The organism is Undibacterium paludis, from assembly GCF_022568815.1.
GTDB lineage: Bacteria > Pseudomonadota > Gammaproteobacteria > Burkholderiales > Burkholderiaceae_D > Undibacterium.
Genome location: NZ_JAKZHX010000008.1, coordinates 150,183 through 176,374 on the forward strand (window position 1 = coordinate 150,183; position 26,192 = coordinate 176,374).

Consider the following 26,192-nt stretch of genomic DNA (forward strand, 5'->3'; position numbering starts at 1 on the left):
ATATCTACAACACACTGGCGGACACCAGAACTGCCATCAGTAACATGAATGACTGGCGCATGTCAGGTGCATGATCATGCCTGTTTTTCATTCTACGCATCAGCGACAAAAATCCGCATGATATCCGCCTGCAAACTGAACATGTCGCTGAGTGCATACAAACCGGTAGCAGCCTGCAGGTGGCTGTTGTCCGGTCTGGTGCTGATGCCACTGGCGATCAGGTGGAACTGGTTGGCAGGATCAGGTACATGGCGCATACCACATACGCCAAAATGCGAAATGCGCTTGCTGCCGTCATTATAGGTCTGGCCCTGGGCGCGTCTGCCTGCCAGTTCGAGCATGTCCGGTTTGTGCACAAACCTGCCTTCATACAGTTCCAGTATCGGGTATTCGTTGAAGCCGGAGATGGAATGTACATAGGCTGCATAATAATACCCGGCCAGTTGCAGGCTGATGACGTCCTGCGCACGCAGGAATGTCACAGTATCCCTTTCGCTGGGGCGTTTTTTGGGTAAAGCAGCAGGGCTAGCCAGTAGGGCCTTGATGGATTCGCTATTTTTAAAAAAAGCATCGCTCAGTGCCACTTTGGCGTTGAGCCTGTCTATGGCCAGGCAGGCTCTTTGCTGCAGGTCGGTGTCGACAATTCCATGCTTGTGCAAGAGCAGCGCCAGGGCCAGTGCGGTCTTGTCCTGATAATTTTCACTGACTTCATCTTCAGTGCCATGCAGTATGCAATTCCAGCGCAACATCAGGTTTGTCAGTACAAATCCAGGCAAGTCAAAAGCTGCATTGTGTTTGGCATAGCTGATGGCCTTGCCAAGCAGACGGGCAATATCGTCTTCGATGACGGGGACCAATTGCCGCGCTGCCAGTTTGTCGAGTGCCTGCTGATGTGTAATGGAATCTGCCATGTCGCTGCCTTTGTCAAAAATTAAACTCAAAGATCAAGCTCAATGATCGAGCCAGGCGCCTTGCGTTCGACCATGGCTGGTACTGGCGTCATACTGCCTGTCTTGCGCCCTGGCTTCGTCAAGCACGGCCTCACCCCGTTGGTTAAGCGTGGTTTTGAGCAATTCACAGTTGGGCATGGCTGGCTGCGCCAATAATGTCCGCTCCACTTTTTTTGCAGCTTCCTGTGAAATCTGGTAGTGACCGGTTTCATGTTTCTTCAGGGCTGGCAGGTAAGTGTCAAACTGCTTTTTGGCAGATTGATCGCTGCTGCTCAGTTCAGGCAGGCTGATGGTCGCATCCAGATTGACGGTTGCCGAAGTAATCTTGCACGAACCGCTGGCTGTCGTATCGAATCTGTAACGCCATGAAATGTGCCATTTGGTGTAGCCATGATATTTGTGGCCGCCTTCATTAAACGGTGTGGCGGCATTGATTGCTTTTGCCAGCGATGTACCGGACTGGTGCTCCACGCGGTATGGCTTGTAGTGCAGGTTTTCGATGACTTCGGCCCTGCCGGTAAGGCAAACTGGTAACAGCGCGAGAAAAAACAGGTTCCTGAGCGTCATGACTGGTCCTGGTGAACTTGATAAAAATGAGGCAACTGCAAGCAATTATCCATGCAAGACGGGCGGATGTATATGACTTGCCTTTATTTGCCCGCGACTTGTTTTGCCAGCCTGTTCACCATCGCTTCCGAGTAATACTCACCAGTCCTGTCTGTTTCGCTGATCAGGGCGCGCCAGACGACGGGCGCAGCCAGACTCATGTTCATGAAATTCTGCAAGCCACAGGCGTAGTCACGCTCATAGGCAGGCGGACCGTCCTTGAGCTTGTCACAGGTCTGGCTGGCCTTGTTTTTGTAGGCGTCAACTTCGTCTTTTGACCACAGACCGGTATTTTCCAGCGCGTCCATAGCCATGGCTTCGGCGCCGCCTTCATGTATCCAGGCCGGGTTCTCGCCTATGCCACCCTGACTGACATTCTCTTGCCAGATGTGCGCCATTTCATGGCTGACCAGGCGTTTCACCATGCTGCGCAGGGGTGGGACATCCTTGACCAGACTCTTACCGCTCAACCTGTAGGTGATCTGGCCATTGGTGGCGCCGCCTTTCATCGATGCGCCGGGGCTTTCAAATTCGGCGACCGATATCATCAGCACCAGTTCACGCGCCAGAGGGCGCTGATAAGTCGCACTGTAATAGTTCGACATTTTCGTGCCGGTTTCAAGGATCAGTCCGGTCAGCCAGGCTGGGGTGGCTGGATCAATGATGATCTTCGCCGAACCTGCATCCATAGGCTTTTGCGGACCAAAATAGGCATAGGCATTGAGGCTCTTGCTGGCGTCAGCAAAGCGTGGCGGCGCGATGACAGTCTCGCCGGGCATACCCTGGTAGCTGACCGTCAGTACCATGTCGCGCGCTATTCCAGCCTGTTGCACTGCGCCCTCAAAAAAGCCCATGTAGAGTGCTGCGCCACCGTCTGTGAAACGGTTGTTCGGTGCATAATTCTTGGGCAGGTACTGGTCATAGGCGGCAATCTCGACACTGATTTTTTTCAGTGGCTGGCTGCTGACATAGCTGTCCATCTGTTCATTTGTCTGATAGCGCACACCGGGTGTCAATACCTTCCAGGCGGTGCTGCGATAATCGCCGCGTTTTTCAAAGTTCAGTGCCGTGACCGCTTCTGAAAACACATAGTCTGCTTGCCAGGTCGTAGCTGACAGGCGGCTTAATTGCATACTGACTGGCAGGGCAGCCAGCTTCTCTGCCATGGCTGGCATGGTCGCCAGACACAGGAAGATGAAGAACAGACTGCGGAAGTTGAATAGTGCATACATGGCAGATCTCTTTCAGCATGGAAATCAGGAATCGCTATTGTAGGGGCTCTCCATGCAAAAAGGGTGCAGTTACAGTCCACTAGTACACGATGGACAGGGCCATGCCCAGCCCGCACACGATCAGGCCGCCGCCACAGACTTGCTGTATGCCGCCGCTCGCCAGCCAACTCGCCCACCAGTTGTGACTGTCGGGCTGGTGCGCCAGCGCATGTTTCGCCCAATTTAACAGGACACACAAGGCAGCAAAGTAAAGCAGGTTAATCATTTCAAACATCAGGCCCAGCATCATAAAGCCCTGCGCAGCGCCATCTGGTGCCGATGGAATGAACAGTGGAAAAAAACTGGAGAAAAACAGTATGGGTTTGGGATTGCTGATAGTGACCAGCAGGCCACGCGCAAAGTTGGCAGACCCTGTTTGTTGAGTACTGTTTTTGTGACCCTTGCCGCTTCTCCCATCGTGCAGCAAACCCAGGCCCAGGTAAAGCAGGTATGCCGCCCCTGTGAGTCGCAAAGCAGGCAAGAGCCAGGGCAAACCTTGCATCAGGACGGCAAAGCCAGCCAGCGACAGGCCGATCAGCAGCAGGTCGCCACAGACGATGCCCGCCACTGCCACGGCTGCCCGTTGGCCTGATTGCCTGGCCTGTTCTGCCACCAGCAGGGTGGCGGGCCCAGGTACGATAATAATCAGGCTGGCCGCCAGGATAAAGCCTGGCAGGTTGGCAATATCATGCATATTGCACTCCGCTGACTTTTGCTTGCAACTGATGATGCAGGTCCAGTATCAAGGGATCAAGCCAGTCATCCACGGCACTGAAAGTATGGCCCAGGCTGCGCGCCCGGGTGGTGTCCATCACATAGTCCTGGGCATAGTCAAAAGGACTGTTTTCTGTCGTGCCTTCGGTGGCCTGTAGCAGGGCAGGCTGTTGCAGCAAAGCGGCGATGCGTGCATGCAGTTGCGGCGCTGACAGGCTGCCTTCGCAAGCCAGATTGACAGGGCCAAGGAAGTCTGCGGCGCCGGCCCACAGCATGGCGTCGACGATGGCTGCCACATCCAGAAAGGAGGAGCACCCCGCACCAGCCAGATGGTGCAGAACGTCGCCCTGCTGCACCCGATGCACATAGCTGGCCAGCCTGCCGGTAAAATCATCCTGCGCTGCCAGTACATGGGCAATGCGCAGGATGACGACGGGCAGACGACCATCCTGTAGCAAGACAGCCTCTGCCTGCTGCTTGCCCGCCGCATAGCTGATGTCTGCCAGGGCAGGGTCGCGCCAGGGGTAATGCCAGTCTACGCTGGTGTTCAGCGGGTCAAGGTCATCCTCACGCAGCGGGCGCCTGATTGTATCGGTCAGGTGGCGGTAGACTTCTATCGTCGACGACATCACATAACGCCCGGCCTTGCCGGCGAATACATCGGCAGCAATGGCTGCGTCAAGCGGGCTGTAGCACATCTGGTCAAACACCAGGTCATAGCGGGCATGGGCGAACATGGCCTGCATGGCAGCCGCATCACGCCTGTCTACCCGCAATCTTTGTACGGTATTGCCAAAGTCATCGGGTGTCAGGCCACGGGTGGCGATACTCACAGCGTGACCCTGTTCCAGCAGACGCCGGACTAGATGCTTACCAAAAAAACGTGTACCACCTATAATCAAGATATTCTTGCTCATTATTGTCGCCCCGGTATGTTGAATTGTTTTCTGTTGAGGAAAGCATGCTTGTATGATGCGACTCATCTGGCTTATGGGCAAACAGGTGATACTGATGTCATGAATAAGTTTTACTTACTCATAAAATTGAAGATGCAAAGATGAACAAGCCCTTGCGCAATATTGCCGCCCTGGTTGATTTTGATTGCGCCGCGCGCTGGTGCAGCTTCAAGCTGGCTGCACATGAGTTGCACAAGACGCCGGCGGCAGTCAGCCAGAATATCAAGCAGCTCGAGCAGCAACTTGGTTTTGCCTTGTTTGAACGCCATGCCCGCCACCTGAGCATGACAGAAAAAGGCCGTGAGCTGGCTGTGACGGTCAGCCGAGTCCTCAATGACCTGCAGGTCAAGGTAGCCGCCCTGCAGGATGAAGACAGCAACGACAGCCTGCGCATTTCGTGTACCCATTCCTTCGCCATGAAGTGGCTGGTGCCACGCCTGCACCGCTTTACGGAAAAACATCCCAACATCGATATACGGGTAGAGTCGAGTGATACTGTGGTGGACATGGTGCAGGGCCTGTGTGATGTCGCCATCCGCCATCAGCTGTATAGCGAGGGGGATGATGCCAGTCTGCTCTGGCGCGAACAGTTATTACTCGCCTACAGTCCCGACTTGCTCGACCAGAAAGACCGTAAAGCAAGCCAGCCTGTCCTCAAGCGCCTGCTGCGTTACCCCCTGCTGTACGAGGGCACGCCCGAGAACTGGATACGCCTGTTGCAAGCCCGGTCCATGCTGGGCCAGCAGACTGACTTTGCGCAAAGCTACAGCCATGCCGGCCTGCTGGTGCAGGCGACAGTAGCAGCGCAGGGCGTTGCCATGTTGCCCTATGCGATTGCCTATGAAGATTTGCGCCAGGGGCGCTTGTGTATCATGCCTGGCATGCAACTGCCTTCCAGATACTGCTATCGACTGTTGACAGCGGCAGGAAAAGCGGATGCGGACAGAGTGCTGCACTTCATTACCTGGCTAAAAGAAGAACTTGCCATGATGGCTGCGCTGTTGTAGCAGAATGACTCTGTGTCAGAGCAGGACATTTGAGAGGGGGCAGACCAGGTGAGCAGATACAGTGCTGGTCAGGGTTGCACCTGACCAGATGATTATCTCAGGCCGTAGACTATACAGCCAGCTGCGCGGCTTTTGCCGGTTTTTTCCAGAAACCCTGCTTGAACTCGCCTTTCCTGATGGCCGCCCGCAAGAACAGTACACCGATCAGTGTCGCCAGCGCAACGGTCAGCAACGAGGCTTCTGCGCCGAAATTGCCGCCGGTCAGCCAGTCCGGCCCGGTCATGCGGCTCTGCATCCAACCCTTGGCGTCCATGCCGGAAACCGCTACCGAGAACACTGCGCCCTGGGTAAAGTTCCAGGCAAAGTGAAAGCCTATGCACAGCGCCAGTCGGCGTGTCAGCATATAGATCGCGCCAAAGGTGAAACCGGCTTCCAGTGCAATCGCCAGTGAGCTGAACCAGGTTGCGCCCGGGTTGGAAATATGGGCAAAACCAAAGATCAGACCGGACAGTACCAGGGCAACAGTGCTGCCCAGCGAATCCTCAAGCAAGCGAAAGACGATCCCCCTGAAGACAATTTCTTCCATGATGGCGACGCCGATAAAAATAAGCAGGAAAGGCAACATCGTGGCCGGGCTGTTAAAACCGTCCACATGAAAGACACCGGCGACAGACAACAGGCCCAGTACGACAACGAAGAGCGAGACGCCCAACGCCAAGCCAGCCAGCCATTCTTTCCAGGCGGGTAGCAGAGTCAGTTCGGTCACGGCGCGTTTTTCGATCAGGCGCACATAGGTGATATAGGCGGAGACGCCAACGACGAGGTTGAGAAAATTGCGCAGGATCTTGAGCTCTGGCCCGACCACAAACTTGCCGGTGAATACATGCAGCAGCGCCAGGCTGCCGCCGATGAATAATGCCGCCATCATGAAACGGACGATATTGTATTGCAGGAGTTTTTTGTGCCAGGCCATCTTGGCAGGCAAGTCTTGTTGCAGGTCCACTGTCGTCATGCTTGTTCCCTTTCTTTTCTGATATTGAGTACTTGTTGAGTGAGCCAGTGGACTGTCACAGTGAAAAGCGAAGTGCCAACTATGTGCGCGCCGACCAGGGCGGCGTTGCAAATACGCGCGATAGCCCCGCTATCGCTGTGTTTATTTGTCAAAACCTTACCTTGCCCTGATTCGCCGGCCACATGCTCTTCACTTCCGCTTTCACTGTGACAGTCCACTAGTGTTTTGTCTCAGGGTGGACTATAGACAGCCAGACGCTGCCTGACAGCCGGAATACGACCAAGCGCAGATACACAGGGACGAGAGGGCAAAATTGGCGATAAATGGGTAACAAATGGGTAACAAATGGGTAACAAATGGATGGCAAACGGGTAGCAAATTGACAGCAGGCTATAGAGTAATCTCAAATCAGGGATTTGGCAGCCTGTTCTGCCAGACTTGCAACAAGCCATGCGCAATTGGTGGCCTTCCTGCTGCAAGCAGGGTTACACTGAGGATAGATACCAACCAGACATCAACCGTATGCAGAATGGACATCAGACAGGAATAAAGTGATGCTGCTGAAAAAACTGGCAAACCTGACGCTGCTCCTTATCTTTATCCCTCTATTGTCAGGGCTGACTGCCCATACTGCCAGGGCGGCGGAAGCAGCCAGGGTCATTCGCTATCCCCGCCTGTCAGCTATGGTTGATCCCCAGAGCGAATACATGCTCGAAATCCTCAGGCTGGCGATAAAAAGCAGCGGCCAGGCCTATCAGTTGCAACCCAGCGATGCGCCCATGCAGCAGGCCAGGGCCATCTATGAAATGGCGTCAGGACAGGGCAAGGTTGATCTGCTGTGGACCATGAGCACCGACGAAAGGGAGGCGCAATTACTGCCCATACGCATCCCCATAGACAAGGGCCTGATAGGCTGGCGTGTCGCCCTGCTGACAGCAGGCAATAAGGCCATGTTCAAGAACGTCAGGTCGGTCAAAGAACTGGCCGCCTTCACGGCAGGGCAGGAGCTGGACTGGCCCGATGTAGGCATCCTGAAAAGCAATGGGCTGCCAGTCAGTACCTCAACTTCGTATGAACCTCTGTTCACCATGCTGGGGGCCGGGCGCTTTGATTATTTCCCGCGGTCAGTGTTTGAAGTACAGAATGAAGTGGATGCCCACCCTGGCCAGAACCTGCATATCGATACCCATATCCTGCTGTATTACCCGTCTGCCCTGTACTTTTTTGTGACGCCGCGTGATCCGAAAATGGCAGAAGACCTGCAGAATGGCCTGGAAGAAATGATCAGGAACGGCAGCTTTGAAAAAATCTTCCAGCGCTTCCAGCAGAACTTCATCAGGAACCTCAACCTCAGACAGCGCACCGTGATCGCATTGCGCAATCCCTTGCTGAGTCCGGACAAGATGCCGCTGAACCGGCCTGAGCTATGGTTCAAGCCTTGATGACGACTGTTTTGGCTGGCTTTATTTGGTGTCAGGTAAGGCAGGTGCTTCGCGATACAGTTTCAGGTATCTGAACATTTTGGGCCATTGTTCACGCGGCTTGAAGGCGATGGCAACTTCACGGTTATCCAAGGCTGATTCTGTCAGCACCACATGGTCGGCCACTTGCCTGGCATTGTCGAATTCTTTTGCATTGACCAGGCATACTGCTTTAAAGAAAGGACCGGCCAGCCAGGCTTTGACTTCAGGTGTATCCTGGAACTTCAGATAGGCGGCCAAAGAGGCATGCGCGACTGCCACCATGGCAAAACCAAGCGGTATATCATCCCTTACCAGAATGTACATCTTCATGACTGGCCCGATATCACAAGGTTGATTCCGGCGCATCAGCAATTGCCTGCGCCGCTGGAAATGCCCGCACCAGATAACGCGCCGGATAGCCTTCCACTGCCTGCATCAGGTCGGCGGCAATCGTGCACAGGTCTTGCCAGCTCAGTATCTTGCTGTCGTATTCGCCTTCTGTCCCCTTGGGAATGACCATGGCAACCAGGTCGGTTCTTGGCAGCAGCGAGATCACACCCTGGGTCCAGGTCGACAAGGATGTCAGCTTGTCGGTGTCATTGTTCTTGAGTACGGTATAGCTGGCGACAAAAATGTCTTCGCCGTTTTTTTCATGCAGGGCGTCAAGCAATTCTTTTTGAGAACCATAGTCTTCGGCCAGTTGCGTGGTTTCCAGGTTCTTCAGTTTGTCTGCCACATCGGCATCTTCGGGCTGATGGCGCACTATCTGGCCATCGCGCAATTTATACATGTGGGCAGAGACAACACGGCCTTCCCGTTCTATGCAGGTTTGCGCATGTTCCAGCATCTTCAACTGGCTGCTGACCGAATTCGAGGCCGTCAGCAACAGACGGCCACGGGTAGGCACCATGATCACCGGGTCGCTGCCGCAACCGGCCCGAAATATCAGGTGGGGCAACAATAGCCGTGATGAATCATAGGCATCGTCCCACACCCCCGCCACCACACCATCGCCTAGCTTGACGAAGTTATCGCCAGTACGGTCAGTCAGGTTCTCGATGGCTGCCTTCAGCGCATCTTCCATGCTGACGCCCCAGGTGTCGTAATTGGACTTGTTGACCAGGGCCATGGAGTGCTCGGTGTCATAGGCCAGCATCAGCACGGCGTCATCAGAAAAGGGGAGGGCGGCTCCGTCATACGACATGGGCTTGCCTTCCAGCATCGATGTCAGGCGCAGGTACTCACCCTGGCCACGCGGCTTCAGGCTGGGCATCAGGTGCGGTCTGGCAGTGGCAAAATCATCGGGTATGCCGTCTATCTGCAAACCAGCCGTGTACTTCAGCAGCACGGTATCGCGCTGGCCCCTGGCTGCTGCGCAGTAGTCGCGATAGGCATTGTGCAGGTTCAGGACATGCGAGCCGTTGTCGCCAACCACCAGGCGGAATTCTGCTTCATCAAAATGGATGGTTGTCGCCAACCCGCGCGCACGGGCATATTTGATGACGATCTGGGCAAACTTGTGCGTCGAGGGTTTGGATCTGAATAAATCAAAAAATCCCATGTCTATCCTGCATCGTGTCTGATTTGGTAAAGCATAACCCTGATATGATAGCCGCAGGGCGCTCAGCTGTGTGATTTTGCTGCCTAGCGGTTTTTGCCGCTGGCTTCTACAACAATTTGATTCCCGCATTTGTCGACCTGCCTGCCAAAACCGTCGGCGTCGCCAACGAGTTTTTCCAGGCCCTTGCCTGTTTCAAAATGGACTGGTAGTTTCAGGCGTATCTCTTGCAGGTATTTGCCATCGACGCAGCTGAGCAGGATATTGCCGGCGACTTTTTCACCTTCCTGTTTTTTGACCATATCAAAAAATTCATTGGCCGTGAAAGACTGACCCGCATGCGACACGATGAATTTACCAATGGCTGAATTATTGACTTCTTCCACTGCCGCCGCCGCTGTCCTGAAATAGGTGTCGGCATCGCGCGACTGGCAAACTCCGTGCTTGCTCCATTCATATTCGCCGAATTTGGTTTCAAACCTGAAGTTGGGCATCCATTTTTCTATGTGTGACACCGTGTCGGCAGACAGCTTGAGCGGCGTACCCGGGCAGTTGCCGTAATTGATACCGCATTCTTTTTTGTTGGGCCACAAGCCATGCAGGGTCAGGTTGGCGATCTTGAGCTTGCCACTATTGATGGCATCGCATTCCGGCTTTTTGCCATGATAAGGGAAATGCTCGCAAAAGCCCGGCTGCCAGGTGATGGCCAGTACATAACTGTCTTCCTGATTGGCTGTGCTGCACATGGCCTGGCGGCTGCCGCTGTTGCTCGTATTGCTGCTGCGGTCCTGACGTCGGCTATCAGACTGGGCCTGGTTGCCTTGTGTTTCTACCGCCTGGTCAAGCTGCGCCGTACCGCAGTCACGCGCCACCCAGCGCAGGCTGGGGTTGGCATTGGGTACGTCGACACGCAGCCAGCCATAGTCACCGGGTTTGTTGATCTCTTTGACGGCGTAACTGCTGCCAACGGTGGTCTGCAGGCCGTCAGGGTTTTTTTGTTTGGCAAACGAAGAATACAGTTCACAGGCCTTGCTGGCGGTGAAGCTGCCGTTGACGGGTTCGCTGGCGAGGCTGAGGCTGACGGCGCCAACCAGGCTGGCAGCCAGGAACAGGGGGCGTAGTTTGAGCATGAGGTTGGATGCGTTTTTATTCAGATTCGTTACGATAACATGATGGCGTGACCGGAAGTGCTTTAGCGCTGCGAGAAGTTACAGCAAAAGCCCCTTGATTTCACAATCCAGGGTTTTACCTGCACACCCAAGAATGTGTTCCGTACCGAGCAACGAAAGCCACTGAACTCCAGCCTGCGCAGGAGTGCCGATTTCAAGGCTCTGAGGGTGATCAGAAATATCCTCCATTTGAGAGCGAAAACCCTGTGCACGGCGATCTTCGTGACTGACGATACAGCTGCCGGTCCGGTATGCCTGGCCCGTTGAAAGCAGCTTGCTGCACCAGTGGCAAGCAAATAGCAGGTAAGTGTAAGCAAATGTTGCCATCAAGCGTGTAAATTCACTACCGAGTTGACACATAATTGTTGTTGGTGCAGCATCCGGGTGCTCTGGCGTCTTCCCGCTGCTCCTGTTTGTCTTGCTGCCAAGGCTGATCGGTTTGCATACGGTGTGCCCGTTATCCCCTGGTGTCATGTACAAAAGCAGCTCATGAAAAAACTCAATGTCTTGTTTGGCGTATTTTTTTGCTCGGGTTTTGCCGCCCTGGCTTACCAGATCTATTTCGCCAAAAAGCTGGCCCTGGTATTTGGCAGCCAGTCCAGTGCCACTTATACCGTGCTGGCCATTTATATGGGCGGCATGGCCCTGGGGGCCGCCATCGGTGCGCGCATCGCCAGAAGCACAACGAGGCCGGTGCACCTGTATGCCATTGCCGAATTGATCGTGGCCCTGTACTGCCTGTTCACACCCGGCATTTTTTCGCTGGCACATGATGCCTATCTGGTGGCAGCAGACGGTATTCGCCCTGACTCGTCAAGGCTGGTGCTATACCAGATATTGCTGGGCTCCCTGGTGCTGGCGGTGCCTACCATATTGATGGGCCTGACTTTTCCGCTGCTGGTGCGCGCGGCCAGTAATTTGCGCTCCTGCCTGGGTTCCATTGCCGGTTTTTATTCTTCCAATACCTTTGGTGCTGCGGTCGGCGCCTTGCTGGCAGGTTATGTATTGATACCGGCCATAGGCATGAACGGCACCTTGTGGCTGTCGACTGCGCTCGATGTGCTGGTTGCCATGGTGGCTTTTTATATTGCCGGCAAAGATGAGGTCGACAGCCTTGATACCGCTGTTGCCCCTGTTGCCACTGTTGCCACTGTTGCAAATGAAGCAGTTGTGGCAAACAAGGCAGACGATGACAGTGCCCGCCGCCTGGGTTTGCTGGTCCTGTTTGCTGTCGGTGCGATTACCCTGATGATGGAAGTGTCGACCATCCATATGCTGGCTGTAGTGATAGGCAATAGCGCCTATGCTTTTTCGCTGATGCTGTCCTGCTTTCTCGGCGGCCTGGCACTGGGTGGCCGCTTTGCCGGACGCCAGGCAGAAAAGCATGTCCATGCCACTCATCATCAACGCATACGCGATGGCCTGTCGCTGCTGATGTTCTGCATCCTGGGTTCCACCTTTTTATGGACGGCGGCTTCTGTCTACTTCATCATGCTGGCGCAAATGCATGTCGCCCATTCGTTCTGGCTGCGTGAGCTGCTGCGTGCCATTCCTGCTGCTGTCATCATCATTCCACCTGCTTTTGCCATTGGCGCCCTGTATCCGGTCAGCATGGCCGCGGCATCGGGGGGCAGGCATGATGACATCGGTTTCCCTTCGGCTATCAATACCCTGGGTAATATCGTCGGTGTGCTGCTGGCCGGCTTCATTCTCCTGCCTGTCATCGGTGGTTTCCAGATTGCCCTGGTTTGTGCCGCCATCGTCTTTGTTCTTTTGCTGGCTACGGGCGCCAGCATGATGCCAGGCTGGTCCATGATACAGCGCTATGGCGCATCAGCGATTTCCCTGGTTTTTTTACTGATCGCACCCAAGCAGCTTGATCTTAAATTGATAGCGACCGGCACCAATGTGTATTTCCACCTGCCTTACTACCTGGGCTGGGATGTTACTGATCATGCAGAAAGTGCCGATGGCGGCATCACTGCCGTCATGACGCACCATGATGAAAAAACCAATACCGACCATAAAACCCTGACTACCAACGGCAAGTTCCAGGGTAATAACATCATGAGCGACCACAGCGAAATGGGGCCGCAACTTGGCTATGGCCTGGCGCCGATGCGCCACCTGTCCAACTATGACAGGGCGCTGGTGATAGGCTATGGGACTGGTGTCACTTCCATGGTCGTGCATGAATCCGGCTTCAAGAACCTGGACGTCGTCGACCTCAGCAAGGATGTGGTCGACATAGCCAACCGCAATTTTGCCGATGTCAACCAGAACGTCGGCAAAGCGCCCGGCGTCGCCTTCTATTACACTGACGGCCGCAACTACCTGTCACTGACAAAAAATCGTTATGACCTGATTTCCATACAGGTGACGTCCATCTGGTTCGCCGGTGCCGCATCGCTGTATAACCGCGAGTTTTATCAACTGGCCGCCAGCAGGCTCAAAGACGACGGTGTGCTCAAGCAATGGTTCCAGCTGAATCACATGAGCAAAGCCAATATCCATGTGATATTGTCCAGTGCCGCTGCCTCGTTCCGTCATGTGTGGGTGTATGTCGTCGGTTCGCAGGGCGCCATTATTGCCAGCAATAGCGACCATGCCTTCCCTTCGGACGACAAGAACGCCAGGCTGATCAGCATGGCCGACAACAAAATCATGAAGCCCTATATCGACCTTTATCCCAAAGGCGTCGACACCATCAAAGAATCCCTGATATTGCAGCCAGACCAGGTCAGGCGCATGTTGGCAAGCCATGCGACGGCGCTGTCCGACGATAACAACCTGCTGCTTGAATACAGCACCCCCAAGGGCAATGCACTGCATGATGCAGAATTCAGGGATAATCTTGATTACCTCAAGAAGTTCGCCAGCCTGTAGTGACCTGTATCGTATGGCCGCTGTCTGGAAACTTTACCTGCCGCTCCTATGACCAGTTGATACGGAATGATTAAGCGGCAGCACCGCATTTGCTGACACGCCTGCAGAATCCACGGCAATACGGTACTTCACACACACCGCATACAGACTTCACAGTCGCTTGCTAGACTGCCGCATCTTCATTCCTGATCCTGCTTCCCCATGTCCTCACTTGTCGCCCATGTCGCCGTTGGCATGACAGTGTATTTTCGCAGTGCTCGCGTTAGTGGCAGACCATGGCGGGGTCATGTTGGATTGGCTGTATTGATCCTGCTGGCCATCATGCCCGACTTTGATTATTTTGCGATCTGGCTCCTGCATGTACGTTTTGCACTGCGATTCACCCATTCGCTATTCTTTTGCCTGATGATCAGCGCCATGGTCTGGCTATTGATCCGTACGTGGCGCCGACCAGATATGCTGCCGCTGAGCCTGGTATCGCTGCTGCTGGCCAGTTGCTCACACCTGCTGCTGGATTTGCTGGTAGGGCGCTCACTGCCCTTGCTCTGGCCCTTTGCCAATACCGAACTGGCGCTGCCCCTGGCAATGCTGCCGGGTGCTGCACATACCGGCCTGCTCAGCTATGAATTCTGGCGCAACCTGATCGTCGAGTCCTGCATCCTGCTGCCAGTATTGGCTGCGGTACTGCTTGGCACATACAGGCGGTTACGCCGCAAACACCTGCCTGAAATTTTGCTGGTGCTGCCCTTGTGGGCGGGCTGTATTTTCTATGGTACTTACCTGCAGGTTTGATGACATCAAATCATGCTCCGACGATACGCATCCTGGCCGGATGGCTGATGCCCAGCGCCCTGAGTTTTTCTTCGCAGACGCGGTGGATGCAATGGCGCATCCATACGTCTTCTTCCGGATGAGGAAACTTGCTGGCAATAAAATCGACAAAGCGCCTGACCTTGGCTGACAACTGGCGGCGGCTTGGGTACACCATCGAGACAGAGAGCGCACCAAAGCAATGCTCAGGGAATAGCCTGACCATGCGCCCCATGGCCAGATCATCACCCACCTGAAAAGACGGCCGCAAGACCAGACCCATACCGGCCAGCGCGCAGGCTCGCAGCATATCGGCATTATTGCTGATAACCTGGCTCTGGATGGGGATGCTGCGGTAAGAGTCACGCCCGATACGTTTGTCAAAAGCCATCCAGTTATCGCGCAAAAAATCATAGCTGGGGTTGAGGCAAAGATGCTGGGAGATTTCTTCAGGCGTAGCAGGCGTGCCATGTTTTGCCAGGTAGTCTGGCGAAGCGCAGAGCAAGATTTCAGACGTGGCCAGCTTGCGCGACACCATGTCCCCATCGACTTTCTGCACATCCAGGTAAAAGCCCACATCGATGGCTTCTTCAACCAGATCAACATGACGGTCAGTGATTTTTACATCAAGCACGACATCGGGATAATGACGCGCAAATTCCGGCAACAGCGGCCCCAGCTGCGCCTTGCCAAACTGTGGCACAGAATAAATACGCAGGGTGCCGCTGGGCTTTTTGGCCGCGTACGAGGCAATTGCATCAGCATCATCAATATCGCTGAGTATGGTGCGCACACGATCTATGTACACCTGGCCCGTCTCGGTCAGCGACAGTTTGCGGGTAGAACGGTTGAGCAACCGCGTGCCCAGATGATTTTCCAGGTCCGCCAGATAGCGCGTCACTACCGCCTTCGACATACTCAAAGCCTGCGCTGCCCTGGCAAAATTGCCCAGCTCGACAACCTTGGCAAAAATCCGCATTGACTGCAATCTATCCATTTCAGGTCTTTACTGTTGCCGGTCTGACGACCGTCCATTCCTGCTCCGCCAGAATCCAACGGACCGATACCGGCAAACTGTCCCTGGACAATGCATGGCAAAGGCCACAACCTGTCAATCCATCCTGAGCGGACTATTCCCGTTTGGGGAAACAAAACACTTGCACAGACAAACCAAACCATGTGTCGCAAAAGCTGCTGACAGACAGCGCGGATACATAAGAGCCGCATCAATTTTTGCCCGTGCGCAAGCCATCAAAGGCATTGTTCACTGGAGCGGGTGAAGGGAATCGAACCCTCGTATGAAGCTTGGGAAGCTGCCGTTCTACCATTAAACTACACCCGCATAAGCTACATTCTACGCGGGTTTTTGCTGTTTTGGCAATTTGCTTGTTTTTGACGAGGTGCTGGCACTGGTAGAACGGGCTTATTTCTGACCGGATAGGATAAGGCAATAGTTGTAGGCAATGAATGACAGGAGAAAATGAATTTAAAGGCGATGTTGGTCAAGATTACAATGGTGTCTTAGACTTGAGTTCTGTTTTGTATTCATATTTCTTAAAAGGCAAGGAAGGTATCCAACTATGTTCCAGGCAAATTTCAAATTTCCTCCTTGAGTCGTCTTCAGCCCGAAACCATATCTTGGATGGGCCTCTGCCACACAAAAACCGCACAGTCTCCATTTCGATCATTTGCAACGAATTCAACTTTGACCAACTTACTGCCGAGAGCAGGACTTTCATTTTTTTATTGGCCACATCCAGTCTGATTAAAAAATAGATTGGCGATACCATCCACACAAGTAGGAAAAGATCATTCATAAATTCAAAAAAGTTCATTCCATTTATCTACACTATTAAAAAGCACTGATTAATTTAACTTGCGAGCAAAAAAATCGTCCTGAGCCATTCATTTTATTGAGTCAGTATAAATTTTTATGGCGATCTACCGGAATTATCTTGTTTTACTTCCTTCTTATCCTTCTTATATAGGACAGAAAATTTTGGTTTAATGTGCTCACGATCCCAGGTAAAGACGACTTCGCTTACCGCCGGATTATTGCTATCATCGGCAGCATGAAAATCAGATACCGGATTGTATGAGAGGTATACGTTAGTGTCATTCAAATAAAAATACCCCAAACTCTTATAACCAGGGTTCAATATGTAAACGGGGTTTTCATACTCATCGGTAATATTTTTAGCACTCAGTTGCATAGCGGGATCGTAATAAATCGTCAAATTCGCGCTCACTAATGCTGTTTCCTCACGGCTATCACTTGGATCAAACTGGCGAGCATAGGCAATTGCCACAATGCTGCTTCCCTTCGGTATTTTTTTTTCTCGTAGATATAGCTCAGCGTCTGGCTCCCCACTCTTGGAACCGGGTACCAACTCAATATTCAGAATGTGTTCAAGTTGTTTGACGTCGGTAATGCCCGCCTTGGCAACGCGAATCACTAAGGCATCAAATTGAGATTGAATCACAGATATTTTGGGGCTGCTTTGTTTCTTCATTTTTACAGGGATTTGCTTCTGGTCGGATGCAAATCCCTGCCCCATAAAAACAGCACCCATGACTAGCAGTGTGAAAATTTTTAACATAACGGTGAGCCTTTATTATTGTAAAACGCATATTTTGCTTCCATTTGAATTTCTATCTAAGGTTGTATTCACCGCTGCCTGCGTAGATACGATTAGTGTAACGTAATCGCAAGCATACCGAGACTGGAAAATACTGATAACCACTTTCGACCAACGCACGCTCGCCATAGCAGATCGTCAGCAGATTTTGAGAAGGCGACCAATTCCCGTGAATATCCGTTTAGCTCGTTGATATTGCTCTAGTGGGTGCCGGAGCTTGAACGTCGTGGTGGCCTCAGGCCCCAGCTCACAGCAGGGGGCAATGCCAACTAGTGGACTGACATTATGCACATCACGCGATGTAAAGAAGCAAAAAATTTCTACTGTATTTTGGAACCATTGTTCTCAGCAGCTCACTCATGATACAGAAAACCTATCTGATATCCACTCTTAACCGTCATGTATGGCATGTCATTATTTGATGGTTGTTTTTTTGCCGTGAAAGGTCGCGCATTATGCAAGCCTCATTGGAAACAAGTCGTCATTCTTTTCAGCTAGATATGGGTGAAGTACATAGTCAAAGAAATAGCCGTGCAAACGCATCGAGCTATTACGATGACTCGAAGCGATGGGCAAAAAATACGGGTGTGGTCATGTTGCGAAACACGGTCTCTGTTCTGCTGCCAACTGCTGCCAGAGAGGGATTGCGTCGGACAGTTTTCAAGACCATGGCAGAAACGCATCCCGAACTGATGACAGGACTCAGTTTGGGAATAGGGTTGTTACCAGTCGCATTACAACTGGCCGGACTGGGGAAGGAATATTTCAACGGGACGCAAACACGCGAAACCGTGTTGTCGCGGATAGGGCTCATTGCCTTGACTGGGGGATGCGTCAGTGCTGCCGCGGCTGTTCCGGGAAGATTGCTGGCCGTAGCGCCGGCTATTCTGTCTGCAAATATTTATGTCGCATTACGCGATGGTGTCCAATATTTTGTGAGGCTGAAAGATAATAATGCTCCAGAGTCTTCGCAACGTTGTGGAACGTATTCCTCATCATCGCTTGCCTATGCGGCTAATCAGTTATTGGTGGGGGTGGGGATGGATACATGGACGAGTGCATTGACAGATGATTTGAAAGAAACCGGGGCAAATGTAGTGGCGCGCTCCTTGCTGAATTTTGCCGGAGAAACGGTTGATGAGCTGTTTTATCAGCAATCGCAACACTGGTTTTCTTCAGGCGGAGATAATGGATCGCTGGATTTGACATTTGATCGTCCTAAGCCGGTGAGCTACGAAGAAGTGGTTAACACTGCATTGACATCTGCTGCAGGTCGCTCGGCACTGTTCAGTTCAGCATTTAACGCTGCTTATGCTCCTCCCGATGATACGTGGAAACACTTTTCTGAAACCGGGGCCACGTGGGCATCTAACGCCATAGTAGCAGGGGTATTAGGTGTTGGGTATTCAGCCTTTGTTGGCTCACATATGCGGAAAGTCAATGCCGAAGATGCTGCCCCCGCGGAAGGGACGGAGGAGCAGAATCCCGATTCCTCTGTTGATCTCGAAAACGGGGAGTATATCGAAATGGCGACCCCACGATCGTCCCAGGGAGTGGTAGATGACAATGCCGCGCCAACGGGGAACGACAGTAACAGTATCCCTGATGTTTATCCTGCAGAGAGGAGGACGTCTTCTGCATCGGAAGCAGTGTCTGAGAACCAGGTAATATCGTCGGAGGCGCAAGCGACATCTTCTGAGCAGCAAGCCACGCCGTTGGAGCATCAGCCTCCATCGTCTGCGCATCTGGCTACGTCATCCGAGCCGCAGGCGACATCTTCTGGGCAGCAAGCAACACCGTTGCAGCATCAGCCTGCATCGCCCGCTCATCTGGCTACGTCATCCGAGCAGGAGGCGACATCTTCTGAGCAGCAAGCAACACCGTTGCAGCATCAGCCTGCATCGCCTGAGCATCTGGCTACATCATCCGAGCCGCAAGCGACATCTTCAGAGCAGCAAGCAATGCCGTCGGAACATCAATCAGCATCGCCTGCTCATCTGGCCACATCATCTGAACAGCAAGCAACATCACCTGCGCATCAGGTAACGTCGCCTGTGCATCGAGCAGCATCGTCTGAGTAACAAGCCGCAAGCAGCATATGCTCCGCGTCTTCTATCATTTTTTAACGAAAACGGAAGTTGTCTGATCAGAGAAGATGAATCACTCTGATTGCCAGCTTTGATGAGCGCTTTTTTTTGAGCAAGGAATTGAGCGTCTGTTCCAACAATTTTACAAGAGACATTTCATGAATAAAATTCAAATGGATTTGATGGGGACAAAAAATATCTCTTCCCCAGTAAAAAATGCGATCAACAACAGAATCAAAGAACTGGAGAAAGAAGTTGTTGTAGACCAGGATTTGCGTAAGGAGGTCACCCAATTTTTTCAGCAGCGCGATGATATTCTTTGGTCCATTCAGCAAGGGAATTTATCGATAAATGAAAAATTGCATCAATTGATCGAGTCAAGAGCTACAGATACCCTTGTCCGGGCATACATAGACCAGTTTTTTGAACACAATAAGGCTGATGATGCCTCACTCAAAAACGCCTATCAACAATATGTCAAAGGTGTGCGGGGAACTGATTATGAATTATCGATCATGACAACCAGATCAAAAGAAGACGCGCAGGCCGCTACGGTGGAATTCCACAAGACCCGGTGTTTTGGTGAGGTCGCAGCCAGGCATTCCATTACTGATACTGCCAGGACAGGCGGGTATATCGGTTGGGTGAGCGACAGCTGGCTGTCACCATCGATCAACGAGGTATTAAGAAAAATGCGTCCAAAGCAAAGCAGTGAACCTGTCCAGGCCCCGGAAGGGTTCCACGTGCTCTATTTTGAAAATGCCCGCCCCTCAACCCCGCAGGAATTTGAAGATGTCAGACCGCAACTTGAAATAGAGATTATTTCAAAACGCTTTGCGGACCATCTGCAGAAGGTCCAGCAACAACGAAAAAACTGAAACCTTTGAGCTTTCTTCACGCATCAACACCATGTCAATTTTTCGACGGGTCTGGCGATGGGCTATCCATCACCAGGCCGCTTGATATTCATGATTGAACTGTTTCCAGAAGTGCTCAACACCTTCGCCAGTACCAAATGCGCCGGCTCAGTCAATACCGGCAACACCTGCTACATTGCTGCCAAAGGGAGCCTGACGACGTAAAGAACGAACGGCAGCACCGAGCAGTACAGGTAGCGGCGTATATGGGGCCTTAGGCGCAAAACCTGCGCAAAGCTGGCAAAACTCTAACGACTTCCGTGGCGAAAAGTTTATTTTTAAATATTCTTTTGCAACATATTGTATTTGAGGTTGACATTTTAATAGTCTCCCAAACACGCAATTTTACTAGCGCCTTCAACACTTTTTTAATTTCCGGGCTCATCAGCAGAACCATTGATCACCCAATCTGAACGGTAATTGCGCTCAGCGCGATGGATGGCTCATTGTAATTTCGATATTGTTGCATTTAAAGCCAGTAGAATAGGCACCGGCAACACGCTCTGCCTGTCTTCACCAGGATTTTTTTAATTTGACCGGTGATTCAATGTAAATGGTGGCGAGTTGTGCTTCTGTCGAATGAAATATGTGCGCAATATGAATCAACCAAATCAAGCTTTACGTACCAATTAATGGGTAAAAAATAGCAGTTTTACTTTATTTAGAGAGGTCAAAAAAATGAGATTGGGATTACTTAAATTTCTGGCGTTGATGACTTACTTTGTACTGTCGTTCGCTCACGCAGATCAATTCGCATTCGCAGGAAAACTCGTCGATTCAAGAACAAATGGCTACACATATGGATATGGCCCGTCCATCATCTATGAAAACGGTCGTTACAACATGTTTTATTGCAGTACAGGCTCAAACGGTGCATGGGATGCAGTCCGGTATGTCAGTTCATCTGATGGCAATACCTGGAGCGCGCCGACTATCGCCCTGGGAGCCAACACCGGTGCGACCGGTGACACAGCGGCATGCGACCCGTCCGTTGTCAGGTATCAGGCACCTGGCGACGCGCAGCCATATTATTATTTGTTTTATTCAGGCTACGTCGCCAGCCAGCAAACCGTCATTTACGTAGCGCGCTCACTCAATATCAGCGGGCCTTATGAAAAATGGACCGGGGGAAGCAACTGGGCGTTGAATCCAGCGAATCCAAAATACATCATTGCGCCTAATCATGCGCAAACCTCCTCGTCATTTTATGGCGCTGGCGAACAAACGGTTGTTGTTGTGAACAATCAGCTCCAGATGTGGTATTCGGACGATACCGGAATCAGCACCAGGCCAGGTGATGCCTGTGCAGGACCATGCATGCATCTTTTCATGACAAGCGCTATCGGCGGTAATCCAACTCAATGGTCTGCGCCGACGCTCACCACAGGTACGGGTTCGATTGAATCAGTGGATGTGAAGTATAACGATGCCCAAAAAACTTACGTGATGTACTCCACGCCAAACAAGCATCAGGCGAATGCCTATCTCGTCGAGCAGGTGTCAGTGAATGGGATCGACTGGTCATCGCAAACCGTCCTGTGCAACACAAATTGTTATGGTGGTGCAAACTTTCCAGCATACTCTGGTAACGTTGGCGTCAGCGGCGATAGCCAGGGCCATACGATAGGTAACCGCACGCTGGTTGGATATGCAGCGCCGTATGAATCCGGGTGTACAGGAAATTGCTGGGGCCAATGGGACCTTTTTGGCGGCATCGTTTATTCGCCAGCGGCAGATACGGCGCCGCTGACCAGCGCCCAATCGAACAGCATATTGTGGCCCGTTTCTGCGCTGATTGATGCGGATTACCTCTCCTCATACAGCTCCGCCGTATTCCCTGGCGCGACGAATGCAAATACATTTGTCGCGGCATGGACTGCAGGTCAAAGTGTCGTGCGCGCAATTCGTCTGTATGCACGGGACATTAATGGGAAAATGCAAGGCTTCCCACCAAGCTACAATGTCTATTTGACCGCCGCAGACAACTCCAGCTGGGTGCCAATTGGCACGTTTTCCCAGCAACCGGACGTAACCGGAGTCGCCACGATTACACTTCCAACCAGCATGGCCACCTACGGAATCCTGATTTATCCGGTCACATTTGGTGCTGATAATTATGGAAATCGCGTGTTCCAGCTAAACGGCATTGAACTGGTCAAGTAAGCCAATCTGGACTGTAACAGTGAAAGCGGAAGTGAAGGACATGTGCCCGGCGAGACAGGGCAAGGCCGGGTTTGCATAAACACGCAGCGATACCGGGGCTATCGCGAGTATTTGCAACACCGCCCTGGTCGTCGCGCACATGGCAGGCACTTCGTTTTTTACTGTGCGCAGTGTGATTGGTGCAACGTCATCGCACGTATGCCAAGACTGAAAAAAGTACCAATAAGCACTTTAAAATCATGCGTGCGGATACGCGGGGCACCTCACACCTGTGCGGGCTAGCTGCTCCCTGCGACATGTTGTTTGCCTGGTGTGAGCGCCCGTTGTAGCAGCAAACAAGACAGAATCTTATGAAACGGCATGATGGCAAACAGGTAGCACCTTCCAAAAAGATTGTTGATCTTCACCAGGGTTGAGATCGTTACTGCCGATCCCTTCAGGCTCGGTTGAATGCTTATCCATATCCGAAAATCCAGATGCTTGTCGTCGCCGCCAAGGACGATTTCAGTACCGGTTTTTGAAATAATGGGAAACACGTCAATCTTCCCCAGCCCGCGATCGCTAAAGTCAACACTGGCCCTGAGTCCGAATGGTGCAACGATGATGTTGCGCAAGGCCATCAGGCAATTGGCCATGAATGGCTGATCGGCAAACACCGCACGCGCTGCTTCTTCGGCGTCGACGTAGGTCCGTGCTGCCTGGCCGGAATAGCCGTCGGCGAAATCAATGTGCGACAATCCTGACGCCCGAATTGCCGCCGTCGGCGTGGGAATGGGCAAGACTTTGTTTGTCATGAACAAGCTCCGAAAATGTATGGTGCCGATTTCTGTCATTATCTGACAGTATGAATTCAAGCCGTGCGGTCGTCGGCGCAACGCTCACCGCTCATAAATGTCAAGCACAGTGTTGCGGTCAGCTGAGGTGCTTCAATCATCGGAACATGCCCGATATCATCAAGAACGATCTTTTGACTATTTGGCAGAAGTTCATGCAGTAATTCCGCATCATCCACATGCAGGACGCGATCCAGCCTGCCCCAGATAATCAACACAGGCAGGGTCAGTGTTGGCAAAATGGGGGTTTGATCCATGTCCCGAATGATGTCATTAAAGACCTTACGTTCGATATCACGACGGCTGATCTTGTCAGTTGCCAGAAGTTCCAAAAAGAAATCGGGAATATAAGGCGGCTTGTTCATGCCATACTGAATCAGTTTGTTATAATCCGCCGAACTTTCAATCGCCATCATCGGATGAATGCCGGTTTGTTCTAATTCTTGTCGCATTTCGCTTGGCGTCTTTTCTACGCCCGCAGCATCAAGCAAAATAAGTGACTGAACATCTTTACGGTGCAAGTATGCGTAGCGTAGAGCCACTGCCGCCCCCATTGAATGGCCCACAATGTGTATTGAACCAGCATTGAGTCGGGTAAGTAACTCATGTAGATAAAGAACCTGCTGTGCAATCGTGTAGCTTAACGATAAATTCAGTACGCTGTCACCATGGCCTGGTAAATCGGGGATAATGACACGATCATTCTTGGATAAATGTTTTGTAAAACGGCACCAGCTATTTTTGTCTGCTCCTGCACCATGCAGCAAAATCAAGGTACGTCCTTGCCCTGCTTTTTCAAAGTAAGAGACTTCACCGCAAGTTAGCGTGATGTGATTGCGATTTAAGCCTGCCGCCTTTGCCTCTGCGTTAAGTGCTTTTTGTAAGAGCCCTTTTTTAAAAGCCTTCCACTTTTGCTTGATAAAATTCATGGTAGCGCTCCTTGGGAGTTGGCTCGTGAAGCAGCTCCTTGAAAAAATGCCTGTAACATTTCTGCATTTAAGTGACCAAGTTTTTTCTCCGGTTCACGTACCCAGCGCAGCATCGTGCCTAGTCTTAAAAAGATCAGGCTCTCAGCCAGTGTGCGGGCATCTATCTGTTGGGTGATCTCACCATCGCTTTGCCCTCGCTGCAATAACTCAAGCGCCAGAATGGCAAAGCTGTCGTTTTCAAATGGATTGGCATTTTCTTTCGCAAAACTGAGCCGATAGAAAACATAGGGTGCAATAAAGTCGCGCATGCGTTCCGCATAGGCCGCCTCCATTTGCAAGACGATGTGAAATGCAGCGGCAATTGAGGTCGCAGCCAGTGCGGTTTCTCTGACCATATTTTCGTGTGTCAGCTGATCTTTCCGGAACCGATAGGCAATGAATGCTTCTTTGACTGCGAAGTGTTTATACAAGGTCCCACGTGCCACATCGGCTGTTGAGGCAATGGCATCCATTGTTACCGCATCGAAACCATATTCGACAAATAAGGCCCAGGCACAATCCGCCAGATGTTGCATCGTTCGCTCAAGTTTTCTCTCACGCCGCCCAGGTAAGCCAGTCTTGCCAGTAGAATCACTCATTAAAGACAGTGTATATTATTGAACATTGTTCATATTTTAGTAAAGAAGATAATAAAATGCAAGCAGGTCGATTTGCACTGAAATTTGATAATCGAACTGATCAATGCCAGCCCGGCCAGTCTTCAGCAACGAGACCGAATGGACTGGTCAGTTCGTAATCTACGCCGTAGTTGATGACGATGAAGTCCCAGGTGTAGGCATATTCAAACAAGCGTGCTGCATGCGCTTGTGTTGCATGTCATGTTTTCAAGCAAAGCATTGATGGCTGGATGCTACCGAATCGGCAGGAATGTCAATATGGCTGTGCCGGAGCTGTGGGGCCGTGGGGCGGGCGGACAGGCGCAAAACGCCCAATGCAGTGCATCAGGCGTTTTGGCCATACTGCGTCTGTCAATAAATTACAGGGGCGGGTGCAGTGTGGCGACTGCTTCAATTTCTATCAGGGTATCTGGTGACGCCAGTGATGCAATGCCAGTGCCGGCCAGGGCAGGTTTTGTGATGAAGTCGTTGGTCCCGGTCTGCTGTTTTGCGACCGGGATTGTCGGGATGATTGTGAGAGGGGAAGGGCGGGGAGTTAATCAAGCGGTGGTGTGCCAGTAGAAGTGAATGTATTCATCTTCATATTCTGCAAAAAGATCGACGATAAAGTCGGTTTCCATGGAATACATGAGCAATGCGCCTACAAATTGGCCTGACTTGTTTAGGGGTAACTGGGGCTTAACGATCAGGTCGAGGCATTGTTCCGCAACCAGTGCGTTAAATTTTTCTTCGGAAATCGGCCTGAATTCCGCCTCTTGTAAATAAGGCCCATAGAGTTTTTCACTTTTCGACATTTCCGCAGCTAACCAAAAGCGAATGCCATTGTCACCAATTTCTTTTGGGGCACGTGAGATATAGATGTTTTCTTCTGATGACGGAGAATTAAAAGCGTCTTGACGATACGTAACAAAATAGAGGCCCCTGTAGCGATGAAGCCCGAAGTCGTTGATGTCAATTTGGTCTAAATCGGATTTTGTGAACATTTTTAAATGGGGATTGAGGGGCGGTGTATATGCTAAATACTGATTGGAAAAAAATTCGCCATCTGTGCAAAGTGGTGATAGCACGCGTAGGCACGATTAGCGCAGCGTAATCGCACGTATGTTTAATAGGGCAGATGGTATTGAACCGTGTGTCGGTAATTCGATATTCTATTTGGGGAAGACAGTCCTTACTCTGAGCTGTAGCTATATCATGTGTGCGATTACGCAAGCTAATCGCACCTACGCGGGCTGAAACCTTTGAGCTTTCTTCATGCATCAAAACCACGTCAATTTTTCGACGGGTCTGGCGATGGGCTATCCACCACTAGGCCGCTTGATATTCTTGATTGAACTGTTTCCAGAAACGCTCAACATCCTCGCTGGTACCGGATACGCCGCCTCAGTCAATACCGGCTACGTTGCTGCCAACGATGGCTTGACAACGCAAATTGCAAACGGCAGCACTGAGCAGTGCAGGTGGTGGTGTGTATTGAGCCGTGGGCGTTAAACCTGAGCAGAGCTGGCAAAATTCCAATTTCTAATCACAGAGAGTGTGGCTTTC

Annotated in this window: 24 protein-coding genes and 1 tRNA gene; 8 read left to right on the forward strand and 17 right to left on the reverse strand. The window is 51.8% G+C overall.

Going from position 1 to position 26,192, the window contains the following annotated elements; genetic code table 11:
* Positions 1–92: 92 nt before the first annotated feature.
* From LZ463_RS14935 to LZ463_RS14955, 5 genes are all read right to left on the reverse strand, one after another.
* On the reverse strand, positions 93–911 hold the full coding sequence (locus tag LZ463_RS14935; protein WP_241456621.1) for a hypothetical protein: 819 nt from the start codon (positions 909–911) through the stop codon (positions 93–95).
* A 39-nt stretch (positions 912–950) separates the two neighbouring features.
* The gene (locus LZ463_RS14940) at positions 951–1,517 is read right to left on the reverse strand and encodes a DUF922 domain-containing Zn-dependent protease (RefSeq protein WP_241456622.1); all 567 of its coding nucleotides are present in this window, start codon (positions 1,515–1,517) and stop codon (positions 951–953) included.
* Between the two features lie 83 nt (positions 1,518–1,600).
* Positions 1,601–2,788 carry a basic secretory protein-like protein gene (locus LZ463_RS14945; protein WP_241456623.1) on the reverse strand — a complete coding sequence of 396 codons (1,188 nt, stop codon included), beginning with the start codon at positions 2,786–2,788 and terminating at the stop codon, positions 1,601–1,603.
* Between the two features lie 79 nt (positions 2,789–2,867).
* On the reverse strand, positions 2,868–3,521 hold the full coding sequence (locus tag LZ463_RS14950) for a LysE family translocator (protein ID WP_241456624.1): 654 nt from the start codon (positions 3,519–3,521) through the stop codon (positions 2,868–2,870).
* Positions 3,514–4,458, reverse strand: coding sequence for an NAD-dependent epimerase/dehydratase family protein (locus LZ463_RS14955; RefSeq protein WP_241456625.1), 945 nt, complete (start codon positions 4,456–4,458; stop codon positions 3,514–3,516). The genes LZ463_RS14950 and LZ463_RS14955 overlap by 8 nt, the downstream gene beginning before the upstream one ends.
* A 140-nt stretch (positions 4,459–4,598) precedes the next feature.
* Between LZ463_RS14955 and LZ463_RS14960 the strand changes: the two genes are divergently transcribed.
* Positions 4,599–5,504, forward strand: a complete 906-nt coding sequence (locus LZ463_RS14960; protein WP_241456626.1) for a LysR substrate-binding domain-containing protein — start codon at positions 4,599–4,601, stop codon at positions 5,502–5,504.
* Positions 5,505–5,613: 109 nt separating this feature from the next.
* Here the strand turns inward: LZ463_RS14960 and LZ463_RS14965 are convergent, their stop codons facing one another.
* Positions 5,614–6,516, reverse strand: coding sequence for a CPBP family intramembrane glutamic endopeptidase (locus tag LZ463_RS14965; protein ID WP_241456627.1), 903 nt, complete (start codon positions 6,514–6,516; stop codon positions 5,614–5,616).
* 554 nt (positions 6,517–7,070) lie between these two features.
* Here LZ463_RS14965 and LZ463_RS14970 point away from each other — a divergent pair.
* Positions 7,071–7,958, forward strand: a complete 888-nt coding sequence (locus tag LZ463_RS14970) for a substrate-binding periplasmic protein (protein WP_241456628.1) — start codon at positions 7,071–7,073, stop codon at positions 7,956–7,958.
* A gap of 21 nt (positions 7,959–7,979) precedes the next feature.
* Here the strand turns inward: LZ463_RS14970 and LZ463_RS14975 are convergent, their stop codons facing one another.
* The 4 genes from LZ463_RS14975 to LZ463_RS14990 all read right to left on the reverse strand — a co-directional run bounded on the left by LZ463_RS14975 (position 7,980) and on the right by LZ463_RS14990 (position 11,186).
* On the reverse strand, positions 7,980–8,309 hold the full coding sequence (locus LZ463_RS14975) for a peptidyl-tRNA hydrolase (RefSeq protein WP_241456629.1): 330 nt from the start codon (positions 8,307–8,309) through the stop codon (positions 7,980–7,982).
* 13 nt (positions 8,310–8,322) lie between these two features.
* On the reverse strand, positions 8,323–9,540 hold the full coding sequence (locus LZ463_RS14980) for a DUF1444 domain-containing protein (protein WP_241456630.1): 1,218 nt from the start codon (positions 9,538–9,540) through the stop codon (positions 8,323–8,325).
* Positions 9,541–9,623: 83 nt separating this feature from the next.
* A complete protein-coding gene (locus LZ463_RS14985; RefSeq protein WP_241456631.1) occupies positions 9,624–10,667 on the reverse strand; it encodes a ribonuclease T2 family protein in 1,044 nt (347 codons plus the stop codon).
* A gap of 78 nt (positions 10,668–10,745) precedes the next feature.
* On the reverse strand, positions 10,746–11,186 hold the full coding sequence (locus tag LZ463_RS14990; RefSeq protein ID WP_241456632.1) for a hypothetical protein: 441 nt from the start codon (positions 11,184–11,186) through the stop codon (positions 10,746–10,748).
* A 9-nt stretch (positions 11,187–11,195) separates the two neighbouring features.
* Here LZ463_RS14990 and LZ463_RS14995 point away from each other — a divergent pair, with 9 nt between their 5' ends.
* The gene (locus LZ463_RS14995) at positions 11,196–13,592 is read left to right on the forward strand and encodes a fused MFS/spermidine synthase (RefSeq protein WP_241456633.1); all 2,397 of its coding nucleotides are present in this window, start codon (positions 11,196–11,198) and stop codon (positions 13,590–13,592) included.
* Positions 13,593–13,793: 201 nt separating this feature from the next.
* Positions 13,794–14,384, forward strand: a complete 591-nt coding sequence (locus tag LZ463_RS15000) for a metal-dependent hydrolase (protein ID WP_241456634.1) — start codon at positions 13,794–13,796, stop codon at positions 14,382–14,384.
* 10 nt (positions 14,385–14,394) lie between these two features.
* Here LZ463_RS15000 and LZ463_RS15005 read toward each other — a convergent pair whose 3' ends face one another.
* The 3 genes from LZ463_RS15005 to LZ463_RS15015 all read right to left on the reverse strand — a co-directional run bounded on the left by LZ463_RS15005 (position 14,395) and on the right by LZ463_RS15015 (position 17,002).
* Positions 14,395–15,399: a LysR family transcriptional regulator gene (locus LZ463_RS15005; RefSeq protein ID WP_241456635.1), complete on the reverse strand. Its 1,005-nt coding sequence runs from the start codon at positions 15,397–15,399 to the stop codon at positions 14,395–14,397.
* Positions 15,400–15,670: 271 nt separating this feature from the next.
* Positions 15,671–15,744 (reverse strand) — tRNA-Gly (locus tag LZ463_RS15010).
* A 589-nt stretch (positions 15,745–16,333) separates the two neighbouring features.
* Positions 16,334–17,002 (reverse strand): hypothetical protein, encoded by a 669-nt coding sequence (locus LZ463_RS15015; RefSeq protein WP_241456636.1) that lies wholly within the window; start codon positions 17,000–17,002, stop codon positions 16,334–16,336.
* A 494-nt stretch (positions 17,003–17,496) separates the two neighbouring features.
* On the opposite strand from LZ463_RS15015, the gene LZ463_RS15020 reads away from it, so the two are divergent.
* The 3 genes from LZ463_RS15020 (at position 17,497) to LZ463_RS15030 (ending at position 22,208) form a co-directional block, all read left to right on the forward strand.
* Complete coding sequence (locus LZ463_RS15020) at positions 17,497–19,122, forward strand: ribosomal eL19 family protein (protein ID WP_241456637.1); 1,626 nt, start codon at positions 17,497–17,499, stop codon at positions 19,120–19,122.
* A gap of 164 nt (positions 19,123–19,286) precedes the next feature.
* Positions 19,287–20,006 (forward strand): foldase protein PrsA, encoded by a 720-nt coding sequence (locus LZ463_RS15025; RefSeq protein ID WP_241456638.1) that lies wholly within the window; start codon positions 19,287–19,289, stop codon positions 20,004–20,006.
* Between the two features lie 717 nt (positions 20,007–20,723).
* Positions 20,724–22,208 (forward strand): glycoside hydrolase family protein, encoded by a 1,485-nt coding sequence (locus LZ463_RS15030; protein WP_241456639.1) that lies wholly within the window; start codon positions 20,724–20,726, stop codon positions 22,206–22,208.
* Between the two features lie 278 nt (positions 22,209–22,486).
* Here the strand turns inward: LZ463_RS15030 and LZ463_RS15035 are convergent, their stop codons facing one another.
* From LZ463_RS15035 to LZ463_RS15050, 4 genes are all read right to left on the reverse strand, one after another.
* Positions 22,487–23,002: a DUF2867 domain-containing protein gene (locus LZ463_RS15035; RefSeq protein ID WP_241456640.1), complete on the reverse strand. Its 516-nt coding sequence runs from the start codon at positions 23,000–23,002 to the stop codon at positions 22,487–22,489.
* A gap of 56 nt (positions 23,003–23,058) precedes the next feature.
* Positions 23,059–23,970 carry an alpha/beta fold hydrolase gene (locus LZ463_RS15040; protein ID WP_241456641.1) on the reverse strand — a complete coding sequence of 304 codons (912 nt, stop codon included), beginning with the start codon at positions 23,968–23,970 and terminating at the stop codon, positions 23,059–23,061.
* A complete protein-coding gene (locus tag LZ463_RS15045) occupies positions 23,967–24,608 on the reverse strand; it encodes a TetR/AcrR family transcriptional regulator (RefSeq protein WP_241456642.1) in 642 nt (213 codons plus the stop codon). Before LZ463_RS15045 ends, LZ463_RS15040 begins: the two co-directional genes overlap by 4 nt.
* Before the next feature lie 578 nt (positions 24,609–25,186).
* Positions 25,187–25,714: a hypothetical protein gene (locus LZ463_RS15050; RefSeq protein WP_241456643.1), complete on the reverse strand. Its 528-nt coding sequence runs from the start codon at positions 25,712–25,714 to the stop codon at positions 25,187–25,189.
* A 187-nt stretch (positions 25,715–25,901) separates the two neighbouring features.
* On the opposite strand from LZ463_RS15050, the gene LZ463_RS15055 reads away from it, so the two are divergent.
* Positions 25,902–26,138, forward strand: coding sequence for a hypothetical protein (locus LZ463_RS15055; RefSeq protein ID WP_241456644.1), 237 nt, complete (start codon positions 25,902–25,904; stop codon positions 26,136–26,138).
* Positions 26,139–26,192: the final 54 nt, after the last annotated feature.